Source organism: Rhizobium sp. WYCCWR 11146 (assembly GCF_013591995.1).
Lineage (GTDB): Bacteria > Pseudomonadota > Alphaproteobacteria > Rhizobiales > Rhizobiaceae > Rhizobium > Rhizobium indicum.
This window is the reverse complement of sequence record NZ_JACCEY010000015.1, coordinates 171,516-186,467: the sequence shown is the minus strand read 5'-3', so window position 1 is coordinate 186,467 and position 14,952 is coordinate 171,516. Positions and strand designations below refer to the sequence as shown.

The following is a 14,952-nucleotide window of genomic DNA, read 5'->3' as shown; positions in this document are numbered from 1 at the left end:
GCTCAGCTCTCCATGAGCGTTGATGCGGGTGCGGGCGCAACGAGGTGGCAGGCAGCTCTCCGGCCCGCCTCGACGGTGACGAGTTCAGGCGTCTCGATGCGACAGCGCTCGACCGCATGGCCGCAGCGGGGATGAAAGGCGCAGCCGGCAGGCCGGGCAGCGGGGTTCGGCGGTTCTCCCTGCAGGATGATACGGTCGCGCAGCGCCGTGCCGGGAACCGGAACGCTGGAGACCAGTGCCTGCGTATAGGGATGCAACGGGCTGCGGAAAATATCCTCCGAAGCTGCTTCCTCGACGATCCGGCCGAGATACATCACCGCGACTCGATCGGCGATGTTGCGTACGACCTTCAGGTCATGGCTGATGAAGGCCATGGCGATGCCGCGCTTTTCCTGCAGGTCGCGCAACAGGTTGATCACCTGCGCCTGGATGGAGACGTCGAGAGCCGAGACCGGTTCGTCGCAGACCAGAAGCTCCGGATTGGTGGCGATGGCGCGCGCTATGACGACGCGCTGGCGCTGGCCGCCCGAAAGCTCGTGCGGATAACGCTCCGCCTGATCGCGGCGAAGACCGACGGCGACGAGCAGTTCGTCGACACGTTCGCGCCGCCCCTCCTGGCTTCCGACGGCATGGATGGCAAGCGGTTCGCCGATCTGAGCGCCGATCGAGATACGCCGGTCAAGGGCTGCCAGCGGATCCTGGAAGACGAGCTGCATGCGCGCCCTCAGGCTACGCCAGCGCGGCGTTCTGAGTGCCGGCATCGCCTCGCCGTCGAAGCGGACGCTGCCTTCGGTCGGAGTTTCGAGCCCGAGCAGTAGCCGGCCCACCGTCGATTTTCCTGAGCCGGATTCACCGACGATGCCGAGCGTCGTCTTCGGTGCGACCGACAGCGAAACGCCGTCGACCGCCCGGACATGGCTCGGCTTTCCGAAGGCGCCGCGGCGCATCGTATAGGTCTTGACGAGGTCGGTCGCTTCGATCAGCTGATGTTCGCTCATGCCCATGCCACTCCCTGCTGGACCTTCATGAGGTTCGGCTTCGATGCGGTGGCGCCGTCACTGAGCGGATGGAAGCAGGCGGTTGCGCGGTCGTCGTCAAGTGCGACGAGCGGCGGCACCTTGTTATGACAGAGTTCCGAGGCATGGCCGCAACGCGGCGCGAAGGCACAGCCGCCGGGCATGCGGCCGGGTTGCGGCACGGTGCCTGGGATTGGTACCAGCTGGTCGCGGCCGGCATCGATACGCGGAATGGCATCGAATAGCCCGCGCGTATAGGGATGGCGCGGCGACCGGAACAGTGATTCCGTCGGGCATTTCTCGACGATGTTGCCGGCATACATGACGCAGACGCGCTCGCAGATCTGCGACACCGCACCGAGATCATGACTGATGAAGACGATCGCCATGCCGGTTTCCTCGCGGATCGAAATCAGCAGATCGAGGATCTGCGCCTGGATCGTCGCGTCCAGCGCCGTCGTCGGCTCATCGGCGATCAGCAGATCAGGATTGCCGGCGAGCGCCATGGCGATCATCAGCCGCTGGTTCTGGCCACCGGAAAATTCATGCGGAAAATTGTCGAAACGGCGCACGGCGTCGGGAATGCCGACCATTTCCATCAGGCGGACGGCCTCGTTGCGGGCGGCCCTGCCGGTCAGGCTCCGATGCAACTCGACGGCCTCGGCGATCTGCCGGCCGGCACGGATGACCGGGTTGAGCGAGCTCGACGGATCCTGGAAGATCATCGCGATGCGGCCGCCGCGAATGCTTTCGAGCTTCGTGCGCGACGCGCCGATCAGCTGATCGCTGCCGAGACGCACGCTGCCTGAGACGGAAGCCTTTCCAGGCAGGAGCCCGAGTGCCGCCAGCCAGGTGACCGACTTGCCACAACCGGATTCGCCGACGAGACCCACTGCCTCGCCTTTCTGGATCGCCAGATCGACGCCGTGCAGGACTTCGACGCCGCTGAAAGCGACCTTCAAATTGGAAATTTCGACCAATGGCATTTCAGCCTCTCCTTCTTGCATTACCGCCGGCCGCCAGATCCGAACGAGAGCATGATGTCGTCTGAAAACCGCTCACACCTTTCGGCATCATGCTCGCGCCTGTCGGGCTTGCCTGGTTTCCGGATGGCCGGTGTACCAAATGGCAGCGAGCCGGAGTTTCCCCCGGCTCGCTGATGTCGTCCGATCTTGATCAGGACCAGTTGCCCTGGCGGAAGTCCATGGCGAAGGCCGATGCGGCCTTCCAATTGATCGACTTCGACTTGGCGGTGAAGACGGCGTTCTGGTGGAGAACGGTATAGGCAGGGTCTTCGCGCTCGCAGATCTGCAGCATGCGGGCGAAAGCGTCATGGCGCTTGGCGCGATCGGTGCTGGTCTCGAGGAAGGTCGACAGCGTATTCATCTCGGCGTTGGTCCATTCGCCGACCTGCTGCTGCTGGCCGTTCGGTCCGTGCTGGGCGACGATCGAGGAAACCGGATCGGGGAAGCTTGCGGAGTTCGACCAGTCGCGGACGGCGCGCGTCGGCGTCTTTTCGAGGATCTGCTGCCAGTTTTCCTTCATTTCAATCTGCACGTTGAGGCCGACCTGCGCCCACATTTCGACGAGGATCTGCGCCGTCGGGGTCTGGTTGGTATAGTAGTTGTTCAGCAGGCGATACGGGATCGGATCGCCCTTGTAATTGGCTTCCTTGAGGAGCTGGCGGGCAAGATCCGGATTGTACTCCGGCACGGTCCAATCCTTGACCAGCATGTCGCCGTAGAAATCCCACTGCAGGCCGGCCGGAACGCGCGTGCGGCCCGCCCAGAGCGAGTCGACGATTGCCTGGCGGTCGATGGCATGCGTGAAGGCACGGCGAACCAGCCGGTTGCCGAGCTGGGCATGGGTCTTGTCGAACACAGTCAGGCGGTGGTTGGTGATGATGCCGCCCTGGACTTCGAAGGCAGCGTTCTTTTCGATGCCTTCGATCTGGTCCGGAGGGATGTCGCTGGCCAGGTGATATTCGCCGGACAGCAGGCCGTTGACGCGCGAGGCGACTTCCGGAACTTCGACGAAGCGGATCTGCTTCACCGGAGGACGGCCGCCCCAATATTCGTCATGCGCTTCGTAGATCAGATAGGTATCCGGCTTGAATTCGGCGACGCGGTAGGGACCGGTCGTGATCGGCGCGCGGGCCCAGTCGAGATAGCTCTTTGCCTCATCCCAGCTGCGGCGGTTGGCGATGGCGCTGGCGGCAACGGAGATGCGGCCTTCCATCGTCACGTCAGGCGAACCGTTGACGAAGCGGACGGTGTATTTGTCGACGATTTCGATGCCGAGCAGGGCCGGCCAGATTCGGCGGGCGACGGCCGGAATTTCGACCGGCAGTTCCTTGCTTTCACGGCCGAGCGGGTTCTTTTCGGTGACGAAGATCGTCTTGCCGGTGCTCGGCTGCGTATCGCCGAACATGCGTTCCTTGCTGAAGGAGAAGGCGACGTCTTCAGCCGTCATCTCGTCGCCATTGTGGAATTTGACGCCCTGGCGCAGTTTCAGCTCGACGGTCTTGTCGTCGATACGGCGCCATTCGGTGGCGAGCGACGGAACGGCCGAGAGGTTGCCGAGCCAGTCGAGGCCGATCAGGCTTTCCCAGAGCGACGAATTGAAGATGCGCTGGCCGACATTCGACTGTTCGCGCAACGTATCCAGCGTGTTCGAGTTCGAGATCTTCTGGACGGCGATGGTGATCGAAGGACGGTTGTCGGCCTGGGCGATGGAAAAGCGCGGCAGGATCAGCGAGCTGGCGACGCCGGTGGCGAGGCCGAGAGCACCGCGACGGGTGAAGGTGACCATGGGAATATCTCCTTGGGTTCTCTGGTAAGTCGGATCAATGGCTGCGTTCGATCAGGCCTTCGGGACCGGAGCGATAATGGGTCAGGGTTCTGTCGGCATGTTTCAGGCGCCAGGAGAGCGCCTTCTGCGCATAGTCCCGCACGAGCGCGGCATAGGCCAGATCGTCGGCGAGATTGGTGAATTCGTTCGGATCGTGCTGCAGATCGAAGAACAGCGGTGGCAGCGCTGCGAAATGAACGTATTTGTATCGCTCGTCCTGGATGACGCAGAGGCTGCAATCATTCATGCCGAGGCCGAGGAAACTCTGCGGCTCGGAATAGAAGACGTCGCGGAAGTCGTATTCGTAGTGCAATTCGGTGCGCCAATCCTGCGGTCGGCCCTCGCTGAGGAAGGGCAGCAGCGACAGCCCGTTGCAGGCGTGCGGGATCTCTCCGCCGAGCCAATCGAGAATGGTCGGCATCACGTCGATGCTCTCGGTGAAACCGCTTTCAATCGCGCCGGCGCGGGCATTTTCGCCGGCATTCTTGATGACGAGCGGGATGCGGAAGCTCGGATCGTTGTAGCCGATCTTGCCGAGCAGGTGATGATCGCCGAGCTGCTCGCCGTGGTCGCTGGTGAAGATGATCAGCGTATCGTCCCACTGTCCGGTCTCATCGAGATAGTTAAAGACCCGGCCAAGGCAATCGTCGACCTCGGTAATCAGGCCGCAATAGGTCGCGCGCATCTGGCGCAGTTCCGCTTCGTCGAGCGTCGCACCGGACCCTTCTGCGCCCTGGAAGAAGGAGCCGCGGCGGATGCTGTCGACATAGAATTTCATCAACGGATGTTGTGCAGCCTCGGTGTCCGGGTTGGCTGCGCGGATCGGCGCCGGCATGTCTTCCGGCCGGTATATGGCATGATAGGGAGCAGAGGCGACAAAGGGCGGATGCGGCCGGTAATAACCGAGATGCAGGAAGAAGGGCTTGCCGTCGCGGCCCTTGAGATAGGTCAGCGCCCGCTCGGTGAAGAAGGTCGAGTCCGAAAATTCCTTCGGAATGCGTGACGGACGGTCGGTGGCGCCGGCAACGGCGCCCTCGCCCTCGGGCAGCCAGATATCAGGACGATGCTCCGGCAGCTCGAAGCCGTTCTGTGCCACCCAGCCAAAATAGCCCTCCATATTGGGCTCGAAGGCGCCGACCGGATGGAAGCCGTCCATCATGTCGCCGAGCACCCTGAAGCGCGGATCGTTCGGCGAAGTGGTGCGCGGATCCGGCACCGTCGTCGTATAGCCGATCAGCGCCGGATCGTAGCCGACGCCGCGCAACGCCTTGCCGAGGTTGAGGTGGCGCTGGTCGAGCGGCACCGTGTTCTGCACGGCGCGATGGTTCATCAGGTAGAGGCCGGTGAGCAGGCTCGCACGGGCCGGGCCGCAGGGAACGCAGGTCGTCACATGGTTCCTGAAGGTCACGCCCTCGCGACAGAGCCGGTCGAGATTGGGTGTCTTCAGGAAATCGTTTTTCCCGTCGGCACGCAGAACGTGCGGAACGAAATCGGCTCGCCATTGGTCAACGACGATGAGTAGAACGTTTTTCTTTCGCATGGAGCCCCCACTTGTGCGGGGCTGTTTGAACCGCGATTATTGCAGCGCGATGACCACTTTTTCAAAGTTCCATGACATTGAACGGATCGTGGGTTTCTTCGCTTTTATTCCAGAAGCGTCATGCAATTGTAATATTCACGACACACTCATCGCGCGCGCGTGACCTGACCGCGGCACGCACTGTCCGTTTTGCCGTTCTTTGAGAACCTGAGGCGTGCTTCCCTCGGCAAGATCATGGACGCGAGAGACGTCTCCTACGATCAGACGACGGCTGCTCTGCCGGATCGGTGCTCGACTGAGTCTATACCAAGTGATCCGTCGACGCGTCGAAGAGATGGATCTGGGTCGGATCGATCGAAAGTCCGATCATGTCTCCTGCCTTGACCCTGTCGCGCCGCGTCTCGACGATCGTCAGTTCCGGCTGGGTCTCCGCGACGATGAAGGTCGAGGAACCGGTCGATTCGACGAAGGCGATCGGCACATCGAAACTGCCATGCCCGGGCTCGACGACGCCGATATGTTCGGGCCGGATGCCGGCGATGAGCTTACGCCCGGGTTCGATGGCGCGTGATATCGCAAGCGTCTGTTTCACCGCGCCGAAATCCAGGATCAGGCTCTTTCCGTCTTCCGCGGCGATCGCGGGGATGAAATTCATGGCCGGCGAACCGATGAAGCCGGCAACGAACCGGTTCGCCGGCCGGTCGTAGAGGTCCAGCGGCGCGCCCTGCTGTTCGATGACGCCGTCGCGCATCACCACCACATGGTCGGCCATCGTCATTGCTTCGACCTGGTCGTGCGTGACGTAGACGAAGGTGGCGTGCAGTCGGTCGTGCAGCGACCGGATTTCCTTGCGCATGTGGACGCGCAGCGCAGCATCGAGATTGGACAGCGGCTCGTCGAACAGGAAGGCCTTGGGGTGGCGGATGATGGCGCGGCTCATGGCGACGCGCTGGCGCTGACCGCCGGAAAGCTCGCGCGGATAGCGCTTCAGGAGATGGGAAAGACCTGTCGTCGCCGCCACGTCCTCGGCGGCCTTCTTGGCCTCCGCCTTGGCGATGCCGCGGATGCGAAGGCTGTAAGTCAGGTTTTCCTCGACCGTCATGTGCGGATAAAGGGCATAGGACTGGAACACCATGGCGACATCGCGCTTGCGCGGCGGCACGCCGTTCATCAGCTCGCCGGCAATCCTGAGATCGCCCGACGAAATGCTTTCGAGGCCGGCAAGCGAGCGCAGCAGCGTGGACTTGCCGCAGCCCGACGGGCCGACGAGCGCGACGAAAGTGCCCTTGGCGATCGAAAGGTCGATATTCTTCAGGGCGTGGAAGGCGCCGTAATATTTGTTGACGCCCCTGAGCTCGATCTGTGTGGTCATTTGAGGGCTCCAGAGGTGAGGCCGGATACGATGCGGCGCTGCAAGAGAACGAAGATGGCAAGGATCGGCGTCACATACATCGTGGCGTAGGCCATGATGTTGTTCCACTCGTTGGTGTTCGGCCCCATGAAGGAATTGAGGCCGACGCTTGCCGGCTGAAGGTCAACCGCCTGGATCATCGACTTCGAATAGACGAATTCGCCGAAGGCCTGCATGAAGATCAGGATGGCGCTGACCAGGATGCCGTTGCGGGCGAGCGGCAGCACGATGTTGAAGAAGGCGCCGACGCGCGAATTGCCATCTACCAGGGCCGCCTCCTCCAGTTCCTGGGGAACGCTCATGAAGGTGGCGCGCACCAGAATGACGAAGAAGGGCATGCTCTTTGCCGCGACCGCGATGATGACGGCAATGCGTGGATAATTCAGCATGCCAATCTGCGAAAAGCCGACGAAGATCGGCGTGATCATCAGCGAGGCCGGCAGGACCTGCAGCATGAGGATGAGAAAGAGACCGATATCCACCCAGACATTGCGGTATCTGGCGAGCACATAGGCGCAGCCGACGCCAAGCAGGGTGATGAGCGCCATGGAGCCGAGAGCGATGACCAGCGAGTTCCAGAGATAGCGGCCCATATCCCGGCTTTCCCAGACATAGGCATAGGTGCCCCATTGCGGTGCAGTCGGCCAGAAGCTCGGCGGCGTCGCGAACATCTCCGAGCCGCTTTTCAGCGCGGTGATGTACATCCAGTAGAGCGGGAACAGATAGATCGCCGCCATGACGACCGATATGGCGAGCATCAGGCGGTCGCGGTTCGTCGTAATCATCCGCGCACCTCGTGGCGTGTGGACCGGACATAGACGACGGACGCGAACATGACGAAGACGATCATGATGACGGAGATCGTTGCGCCCTTGGCGAAGTCGTATTGGCGGAAGGAGAGATCCCAGGCCCAGTATTGCGTGACGTTCGATGAATTGTTCGGCCCGCCCGACGTGATCGCGGCGAAAAGATCGAATTGCTGCAAGGTGAAGATCAGGCCAAGTGCGATGATGGCGCCGATGGTCGAGCGCATCATCGGCAGCGTGATCGTCCAGAAGCGCTGCCAGACATTGGCGCCGTCGAGTTCGGCGGCCTCGTAGAGATCGGCGGGAATGCCGGCAAGGCCGACGGAGAGCAGGATCATGTTGAACGAGGTGCCGAGCCAGACATTGGCGATGATGACGGCATAGAGCGAATAATGCGGGTCCGAGCGCCAGAAAATGTTGCCCGAGATGATGCCGCTTTCCTTCAGGATGAAATTCAGCACGCCGAAATCGCCCGACAGAATCCAGTTCCAGATGGCGCCGACGACGAGGCCGGGCATCACCCAGGAGACGAGGAACAGGCCGCGCATCCATGAGGCGCCGGGAAAATTGACCCAGAAGAACAGCGCCAGGCCGAAGCCGATCAGGAACTGGCCGGCGATGGAGCCGACGACGAAGATGACGGTGTTGTAGAGGATCGGCAGCGTCTCCGGCTGCGCGAAGAGGTCGGTATAATTCTTGAAGCCGACGAAGGGACGCGAGAAGGTCCCGAGGCTGAACATGTCGACCTCCTGGAAACTCATCACGACATTGTAGATCAGCGGCAGCCCCGCCATCAGGAACAGAAAGCCGAGCGGGAAAGCGACCAGCACGATATCGAAACCGCGGCCGTCCCTGACGCTCATCAGGATCCTCTTCATGGGTCCTCCGATACTCCGAACGGGGCCGCCTGGCGCATGATGCGGAAGACGGCCCCTGCCGGGAGGAAATGATGGGATGAACCGAGGCTCATCCGGTTAAAAGACGCTTTGCTTCCGGTTCCTCTTCTCCCCGCTGGGGAGAAGAGGGAGCAAACGGCGGCCCCCGGCCCTTCGCTTTGGGCACAGGGCGTTCGTCGCTGCAATCGATTCACTGGATCGATTGCTTCGGTTGCGCCGAAACGTTCTTCACCCAAGCACAGCCTTGATCTTGTCCGCGGCCTGGTCGAGCGCGTCCTTCGGGCTCATCTGGCCGGTGAGTGCTGCCTGGATAGCGTCCTGGATCGCCTTGGAGATCTTCGGCCATTGCGGATGCGGGCCGCGCGGCTTGGCGTATTTCAGCTGTTCGAGGAAGACCTTGAGGGCGGCGTCCTTCAGCGGTTGGCCGGTCTCGGGGATCGAGATGTCGGAACGGGCCGGGAGCTGGCCGAAGTTCTTGAACATCTTGTCGTCCTGCGAAGCGAAATATTCGAGCGCCTTGAAGGCTTCGGCCGGATGTTTGCTGGTGGCGAAGATCGCCCAGTTGAAGTCACCCATGGCCGAGGAGCGTTCAGCCCCTTCCTTGGGAACCGGGAGCAGAGTGACGCCCCAGTCGAACTTCGCTTCCTGCGTCATGCGGTCGAGCTCCCATGGACCCGAGATCGCCATGGCAGCATTGCCGGAATTGAAGGTGCCGGTCGAATCCCACTGGCCGCGCGTCAGCGTATCGGGAGAAGCGAGCTTCTCGTCCATGATCGTCTTCCAGACCTCGAGCGCCTTCACCGCGCCTTCGGCATTGATGTGCTCATAACTGCCGCCGCCCATCTGAGCCCAGGGAAGGAACTGGAAGGTGCCTTCCTCGTTGGCCTTGGCCGAGAAGGCGAGACCGTAGACGTTCTTGGCGGGGTCGGTCAGCTTGCGCGCGTCCTCGACCAGCTCGTCCCAGGTCTGCGGCGGCTTCGCCGGATCGAGGCCCTTGGCCTTGAACATGTCCTTGTTGTAGTAAAGCGCGATCGTGTTGGTCGCCTTCGGCACCCCAAAATACTTGCCATCCCACTCGACCGATTTCAGCGGCCCCGGAAAGTAGTTCTCCGGCTTGATGACGGTCGACTTGGCGATCATGTCAGTGAGATCGAGGAAGGCGCCGCGCGACGAAAACAGCGCATGCTCCGGGTTGTCGACAGCGATGATATCGGGCGCCTGACCGGTCGCATAGGCGCGCATGGCCTCGGTGACGACGTCGTCGAACTGGATCAGCCGGTATTCGATCTTGATGCCGTTGTTCTGGGCGTTGAACTCCTTGACGAGGTTCGGCGCCGGCTGGGTGTCTTTGTCCAGCGACCAGAGCGTCAGCGTGACGTCCTCGGCCTTGGCCGAAAGACCGAATAGCGAGACGCCTGCAAGCGCGAGAGCGCCCAGAATTGCATATTTGCGGATAGCCATGGTTCTCCTCCTTTGTGGTTATCCCCGTTTCCGGCAATTCCTCCTTGCCGGAAACGATATCATCAGATGGGATCGACGACGAATTCGCCGCCCCGGGCATGCTTGAGGTGGTTCAGCGCATAGACCTGGCCGGTCATTTCAAGCGCGTCGCGATAGACCGGGTCGTGCCAGCCTTCGATGTCGATCGAGCCGGACCAGCCGGCAACGCGCAGCTCGGAAATGATGTCGGTCCAGTTGCTGTCGCCGAAGCCCGGCGTGCGCATGAAGACGAATTTCTCCTTGCCGAAAATACCGTGTTCCTTGATGACCTCCCAGCGGATGGTCGCGTCCTTGCCGTGGACGTGGAAGAACTTATGCGCCCATTTGCGGATCTGCGGCAAAGGGTCGATCAGATAGACCATCTGATGGCACGGCTCCCACTCCAGCCCGATATTATCGTCCGGCGTCTCGTTGAACATCAGTTCCCAGGCGTCGGGACTATGCGCGATATTCCAGTCGCCGCTTGCCCAGTTGCCGTCCATGGCGCAATTCTCGAAAGCAATCTTGACGCCCTTGTCGGCCGCCCGCTTGGCAAGCTCGCTCCAGATCTGCTTGTAGCGAGGCAGGCTGTCGGTCAGCGGCTTGCCGCGGATGCGGCCGGTGAAGCCGGCAACGCAGGTGGCGCCGAAATGATGGGCATTGTCGATACAATGCTTCCAGCCCTCCAGCGTCTCGAGGTCGATTGCGGTCTCTTCCAGCGGATTGCCGAACATGCCAAGCGTCGAGATGGTGATGTCGCGGTCGCCGATCGCATCGAGGCAGCGCTTGCCGAGTTCGGCGAGATCCTGCCCCTTGGTCGTCTGCCAGAAGAAGGGTTCGAAGCTTTCGAAGCCCATGCCGGCGATCTCGCCGATGCGGGTAGCGGCATCGCCCTTGTTGCCGCTGACCATGGTGCCGATTCGAATGGATTTTGCAGGGTTGCTCACGTCACGTCTTCCTATGCTGAAATTTCGACGCGCCTGCCCGTCTTGGCGCTTTCGATCGCGCCGAAGACCATGGCAAGGCTTCTGATATTGTCGGAATTGACCGTCTCGGGCCGTTTGCCGGTGCCGATCGCCGCGATGAAGTCGGCGATGACGCTGGCGTGGCCATGGGTTTCCTCGTCATGTTCCGGACCGGGAACGTTTACGGCAGCGGTACCATGCAAAAGGCCGGGCTCTTCGCCGGCAACAGTCGCCTTGAAACTCTCCTCGCCATCCCAGGTGAGCATCCCCTTCGAGCCGACGAGACGCCACTGGCTTTCCCAGCTAGTCCGCTCGCCCTCAGCGCACCAGGAGCCGCGGTAGGTGAAGACGATGTCGTCGGAAAATTCGAAGATGGCGTTGGCTGTAGCGCCGTGCCGGTACCACGAACCCTTCGGATTGCGCTCGACGCAATAGACGGCGAGCGGCTTCCGGTCGGCGACGTAGCGCGCCGCATCAAAGGTGTGGATCGCCATGTCGAGAAGCAGGACGTTGTCCATCTCTTCGCGGAAACCGCCGAAATGCGGCGCCAGGAAGAAGTCGCAATGGATGCCGGTGAGTTCGCCGATCGCGCCGCTTTCGACGAAGCGACGCAAGCGCCTGACGCCTGATATGAAGCGGCGGTTCTGGATGACGGCATGGATGCGGCCGGTCTCGGCGGCTAGGCCGACCAGAGCGGCGCCCTCGGCAAGCGAGGCCGCCATCGGCTTTTCGCTGAGCACGTGGCAGCCGGCCTTGAGTGCCGTCGAAACGACGTCGTAGCGCGCAGCCGGAATGACGATGTCGAAGACCAGGTCGGCCTTTGTGGCCGCGATGACGTCGGACAGGTCCGAACCGATGACGGCGCCATCAAGGCCGAACTCCGCAGCAAGCTTTTCGGCCGTCTCGCGGCTCAGGTCGACAAGGCCGACGATCGTGATGGAATCGGCCAGCAGAGGGTTGGAAGCGATGGCTCGCAACCAACCTTTGGACATAGCTCCGCACCCGCACAGAATGGCACTGAATTTCACGATTTCCTCCAGGGGAACGGTGCCAACTCTCCTCGTGACACGCACTCCGTAAACGTTTACGACTGTATGCGGAAACATTTTGCGGTGTCAATAGACGCCAAATGGGAAATTACAGGCCCAGATCCGGACGGATCTGAATTATAGAAATGGAGCATGATGTCGTCCGAAAACCGCGCACACTTTTCGGCATCATGCTCCGGGGAAAATCGTCAGCGATGAAGGGGATTCGCCAGCTTGCCGAACACTTGAATATCTCGATCGGCACGGTCTCCCGCGCGCTGAACGGCAAGCTCGATGTCAATGAGGAAACGCGCCGGCGGGTGCTGGCGGCGGCCAAGGAACTCGGCTACGTCGCCAACCAGTCTGGGCGGAGCCTGAGGCAGGGGGAGACGAAGGTCATCGGGTTGATGATCGAATCCAGCAAGGAGACGGTCGAGAACGCCGACAACTTCTTCCTCGGCGTCACCAGCGGCCTGCAGAGCGTCTTTGCCCGCCACAAGCTCGACCTCCTCATGTTGCCCTGCCCGAGCGACGAGGACCCGCACGAATATCTGAAGCGGATGGTGGCGCGGCGCATCGTCGATGCGATGATCATCTCGGACACGCAGCGCGTCGACCGGCGCATCGACTTTCTATCGCGGGCGAAGATCCCCTTCGTCGCGCTCGGCCGCAGCCTTTCGGCCAGCAATTTCCCCTGGATCGATCTCGATTTCGAGGGCGTGGCCGAGCATGCCGTCGAGCGGTTGATCGCGCTGGGACATCGCCGGATTGCGATCACTGCGCCGTCGAGTGAGGCCAATCTCGGCTATCTCTTTATCGAAAGCTATTGCCGCGCGCTCGAGCGGCACGATATTCCCTTCGACCCCTCGCTCGTCATCCGCGTCAAGTCGAGCGAACAGGGCGGCTATCAGGCGGCTCATGAGCTGCTGCTGCTCGAAGAGCGGCCGACGGCGGTGATCCTGATCTACGAGCTGATGGCGATCGGCCTTTATCGCCGTCTGATGGAATCGGGCGTCATGCCCGGCCGCGACCTTGCGGTGATCGGCTTCCGCGACGCTCCGCGCGCACGGTTTCTGCAGCCGTCGCTGAGCTGCTTCCGCATCTCGCTCTTCGATCTCGGCGTCGATCTGGGCCGGATGCTTCTCGCCAACATGCCGGCTTATCGAGATTTCTATCCGAACGAGGGCCGCAACATCGTCTGGCCCCTCGAACTGATGCCCGGCGAAAGCGATGCGTTCGATGTTGGGGCCATGGTCTGAAGGTGGCAGGTTGGATATAGTCCCGGCTTGATGGAGAGTGGATGGTTTCGATGAAAATGTCCTTCATGACCGGCGCAGCCTTCAACCGGAATCCGAGCAAGGCGAAGAAGGAAGCGAGCGAGCGGCCGGTGGTGATCACTGATCGCGGCGAAGCAGCCTATGTCCTTGTCAGCTATGCCGAATTTCAGATGAACTGGACACCGAAGACGCTGTTTGAGGCATTGCGCGATCCCTCCGTTGATGAGAGGGAATTGGAACACGCGCAGCTGGGCTTCGACAACAGGACCGTCGAATTCTGAAGGCTACTTGTATCGTCTTGCCGCGCGGGGACTGCCCGCAGCGTCCTACGCACCGGCCGGAAAAAACCGGTTCTCCGGCCGCGGCAATCCGAGATGCTCGCGCAGCGTCGTGCCCTCGTATTCGCTGCGGAACAGGCCCCGGCGCTGCAATTCGGGAACCAGCCGTTCGGTGACGTCGGTGAGACCCTGCGGCAGATAGGGGAAGACGACGTTGAAACCGTCCGAGCCTTCCTCGTCCAGCCAGCGTTCCATGTCGTCGGCGATACTTGCCGGCGTGCCGACGAAGGCGAGGCCAGCATAACCGCCGTAGCGCTGTGCCAGCTGCCGCACCGTCAGATTTTCTTCGGCGGCAAGCTTCAGCACCTGGGCGCGGCCGGTCTTGCTGGCATTGGTGTCGGGAATATCGGCCGGCAGCGGGGCGTCGGGATCGAAGTCCGAAGCGTCATGGCCGAGTGCGATCGAAAGCGAAGCGATGGCGCTGTCGTAATGCACCAGACTGTCGAGCGTGGCGCGTTTGGCTCGTGCCTCGTCGATGCTGTCGCCGACGATGATAAAGGCGGCGGGCAGGATCTTCAGATGGTCGCGGTTGCGGCCGATGGCTTCCATGCGGGCTTTGATATCGGCATAGAGCGCCTTGCCGGCGGCCAGATCGCGCGGCGAACAGAAGACCATCTCGGCGGTCTCGGCGGCAAGCTGACGGCCGGGGTCCGACTGGCCGGCTTGGACGATGACAGGCCAACCCTGCGGCGGCCGGGCGATATTGAGGGGTCCGCGGACGCTCAGTTCCTCGCCCTTGTGGCCGAGCACATGCATCTTCTCCGGATCGAAGAACAGGCCGCTTTCACGGTCGCGGATGAAGGCATCGTCGGCGAAACTATCCCAGAGCCCGGTTACCACATCATAGAATTCCCGGGCGCGATGATAGCGTTCGCCATGCTCCATATGTTCGTCTAGGCCGAAATTGAGCGCGGCATCGGGGTTCGATGTCGTGACGATGTTCCAGCCAGCGCGGCCGCCGCTGATATGATCGAGCGAGGCGAAACGCCGGGCGATGTGATAGGGCTCGTCGAAAGTGGTGGAAGCGGTGGCGACAAGGCCGATACGCTCCGTCACCGCTGCCAGCGCCGAGAGCAGCGTGAAGGGCTCGAAGGAGGTCACAGTGTGGCTGCGCCTCAGCGCCTCGACCGGCATGTTGAGCACGGCAAGATGATCGGCCATGAAGAAGGCGTCGAATTTCGCCCGCTCCAACGCCTGCGCGAAGGACTTCAGATGGGCGAAATTGAAGTTGGCGTCGGGATAAGAACCGGGATAGCGCCAGGCGCCGGTATGCAGGCTGACGGGACGCATGAAGGCGCCGAGGCGCAACTGCCGTGGGGTCATGACTTTCCTCATGGATCGGGCAA

At 61.8% G+C, this 14,952-nt stretch carries 13 protein-coding genes; 2 read left to right on the top strand and 11 right to left on the bottom strand.

The features are described 5' to 3' along the window. Positions 1-2: 2 nt before the first annotated feature. The 10 genes from HX899_RS09570 to HX899_RS09525 form a co-directional block, all read right to left on the bottom strand. The gene (locus tag HX899_RS09570) at positions 3-1,004 is read right to left on the bottom strand and encodes an ABC transporter ATP-binding protein (RefSeq protein WP_138389936.1); all 1,002 of its coding nucleotides are present in this window, start codon (positions 1,002-1,004) and stop codon (positions 3-5) included. Next, positions 995-2,002: an ABC transporter ATP-binding protein gene (locus HX899_RS09565; protein WP_181292329.1), complete on the bottom strand. Its 1,008-nt coding sequence runs from the start codon at positions 2,000-2,002 to the stop codon at positions 995-997. Before HX899_RS09565 ends, HX899_RS09570 begins: the two co-directional genes overlap by 10 nt. A gap of 190 nt (positions 2,003-2,192) precedes the next feature. Then, the gene (locus HX899_RS09560; RefSeq protein ID WP_181292328.1) at positions 2,193-3,827 is read right to left on the bottom strand and encodes an ABC transporter substrate-binding protein; all 1,635 of its coding nucleotides are present in this window, start codon (positions 3,825-3,827) and stop codon (positions 2,193-2,195) included. Positions 3,828-3,861: 34 nt separating this feature from the next. Further along, on the bottom strand, positions 3,862-5,406 hold the full coding sequence (gene pehA, locus HX899_RS09555) for a phosphoric/sulfuric ester hydrolase PehA (RefSeq protein WP_181292327.1): 1,545 nt from the start codon (positions 5,404-5,406) through the stop codon (positions 3,862-3,864). 301 nt (positions 5,407-5,707) lie between these two features. After that, entirely contained in the window at positions 5,708-6,778 is a 1,071-nt protein-coding gene (locus HX899_RS09550) for an ABC transporter ATP-binding protein (RefSeq protein WP_138334055.1), read from the bottom strand. Beyond that, positions 6,775-7,602 (bottom strand): carbohydrate ABC transporter permease, encoded by an 828-nt coding sequence (locus HX899_RS09545; RefSeq protein WP_181292326.1) that lies wholly within the window; start codon positions 7,600-7,602, stop codon positions 6,775-6,777. Before HX899_RS09545 ends, HX899_RS09550 begins: the two co-directional genes overlap by 4 nt. Beyond that, positions 7,599-8,501: a carbohydrate ABC transporter permease gene (locus HX899_RS09540; protein WP_003552007.1), complete on the bottom strand. Its 903-nt coding sequence runs from the start codon at positions 8,499-8,501 to the stop codon at positions 7,599-7,601. The genes HX899_RS09545 and HX899_RS09540 overlap by 4 nt, the downstream gene beginning before the upstream one ends. A gap of 246 nt (positions 8,502-8,747) precedes the next feature. After that, the gene (locus HX899_RS09535) at positions 8,748-9,980 is read right to left on the bottom strand and encodes a sugar ABC transporter substrate-binding protein (RefSeq protein WP_138334053.1); all 1,233 of its coding nucleotides are present in this window, start codon (positions 9,978-9,980) and stop codon (positions 8,748-8,750) included. Positions 9,981-10,042: 62 nt separating this feature from the next. Then, positions 10,043-10,945 carry a sugar phosphate isomerase/epimerase gene (locus tag HX899_RS09530; protein WP_181292325.1) on the bottom strand — a complete coding sequence of 301 codons (903 nt, stop codon included), beginning with the start codon at positions 10,943-10,945 and terminating at the stop codon, positions 10,043-10,045. Positions 10,946-10,956: 11 nt separating this feature from the next. Continuing rightward, positions 10,957-11,991, bottom strand: coding sequence for a Gfo/Idh/MocA family protein (locus HX899_RS09525; protein WP_181292324.1), 1,035 nt, complete (start codon positions 11,989-11,991; stop codon positions 10,957-10,959). Positions 11,992-12,206: 215 nt separating this feature from the next. Between HX899_RS09525 and HX899_RS09520 the strand changes: the two genes are divergently transcribed. Further along, on the top strand, positions 12,207-13,250 hold the full coding sequence (locus HX899_RS09520) for a substrate-binding domain-containing protein (protein ID WP_181292323.1): 1,044 nt from the start codon (positions 12,207-12,209) through the stop codon (positions 13,248-13,250). 41 nt (positions 13,251-13,291) lie between these two features. Then, positions 13,292-13,549, top strand: a complete 258-nt coding sequence (locus HX899_RS09515; protein ID WP_138389944.1) for a type II toxin-antitoxin system Phd/YefM family antitoxin — start codon at positions 13,292-13,294, stop codon at positions 13,547-13,549. Positions 13,550-13,594: 45 nt separating this feature from the next. Here HX899_RS09515 and HX899_RS09510 read toward each other — a convergent pair whose 3' ends face one another. After that, positions 13,595-14,929 (bottom strand): LLM class flavin-dependent oxidoreductase, encoded by a 1,335-nt coding sequence (locus tag HX899_RS09510; RefSeq protein WP_181292322.1) that lies wholly within the window; start codon positions 14,927-14,929, stop codon positions 13,595-13,597. Positions 14,930-14,952 lie beyond the last annotated feature (23 nt).

What these genes read in the sequence shown, in the direction of transcription:
- HX899_RS09570 (WP_138389936.1), bottom strand. Translation starts at nt 1,004, where the DNA reads ATGGGCATGAGCGAACATCAGCTGATCGAAGCGACCGACCTCGTCAAG.
- HX899_RS09565 (WP_181292329.1), bottom strand. Translation starts at nt 2,002, where the DNA reads ATGCCATTGGTCGAAATTTCCAATTTGAAGGTCGCTTTCAGCGGCGTC.
- HX899_RS09560 (WP_181292328.1), bottom strand. Translation starts at nt 3,827, where the DNA reads ATGGTCACCTTCACCCGTCGCGGTGCTCTCGGCCTCGCCACCGGCGTC.
- pehA (WP_181292327.1), bottom strand. Translation starts at nt 5,406, where the DNA reads ATGCGAAAGAAAAACGTTCTACTCATCGTCGTTGACCAATGGCGAGCC.
- HX899_RS09550 (WP_138334055.1), bottom strand. Translation starts at nt 6,778, where the DNA reads ATGACCACACAGATCGAGCTCAGGGGCGTCAACAAATATTACGGCGCC.
- HX899_RS09545 (WP_181292326.1), bottom strand. Translation starts at nt 7,602, where the DNA reads ATGATTACGACGAACCGCGACCGCCTGATGCTCGCCATATCGGTCGTC.
- HX899_RS09540 (WP_003552007.1), bottom strand. Translation starts at nt 8,501, where the DNA reads ATGAAGAGGATCCTGATGAGCGTCAGGGACGGCCGCGGTTTCGATATC.
- HX899_RS09535 (WP_138334053.1), bottom strand. Translation starts at nt 9,980, where the DNA reads ATGGCTATCCGCAAATATGCAATTCTGGGCGCTCTCGCGCTTGCAGGC.
- HX899_RS09520 (WP_181292323.1), top strand. Translation starts at nt 12,207, where the DNA reads ATGAAGGGGATTCGCCAGCTTGCCGAACACTTGAATATCTCGATCGGC.
- HX899_RS09515 (WP_138389944.1), top strand. Translation starts at nt 13,292, where the DNA reads ATGGTTTCGATGAAAATGTCCTTCATGACCGGCGCAGCCTTCAACCGG.
- HX899_RS09510 (WP_181292322.1), bottom strand. Translation starts at nt 14,929, where the DNA reads ATGACCCCACGGCAGTTGCGCCTCGGCGCCTTCATGCGTCCCGTCAGC.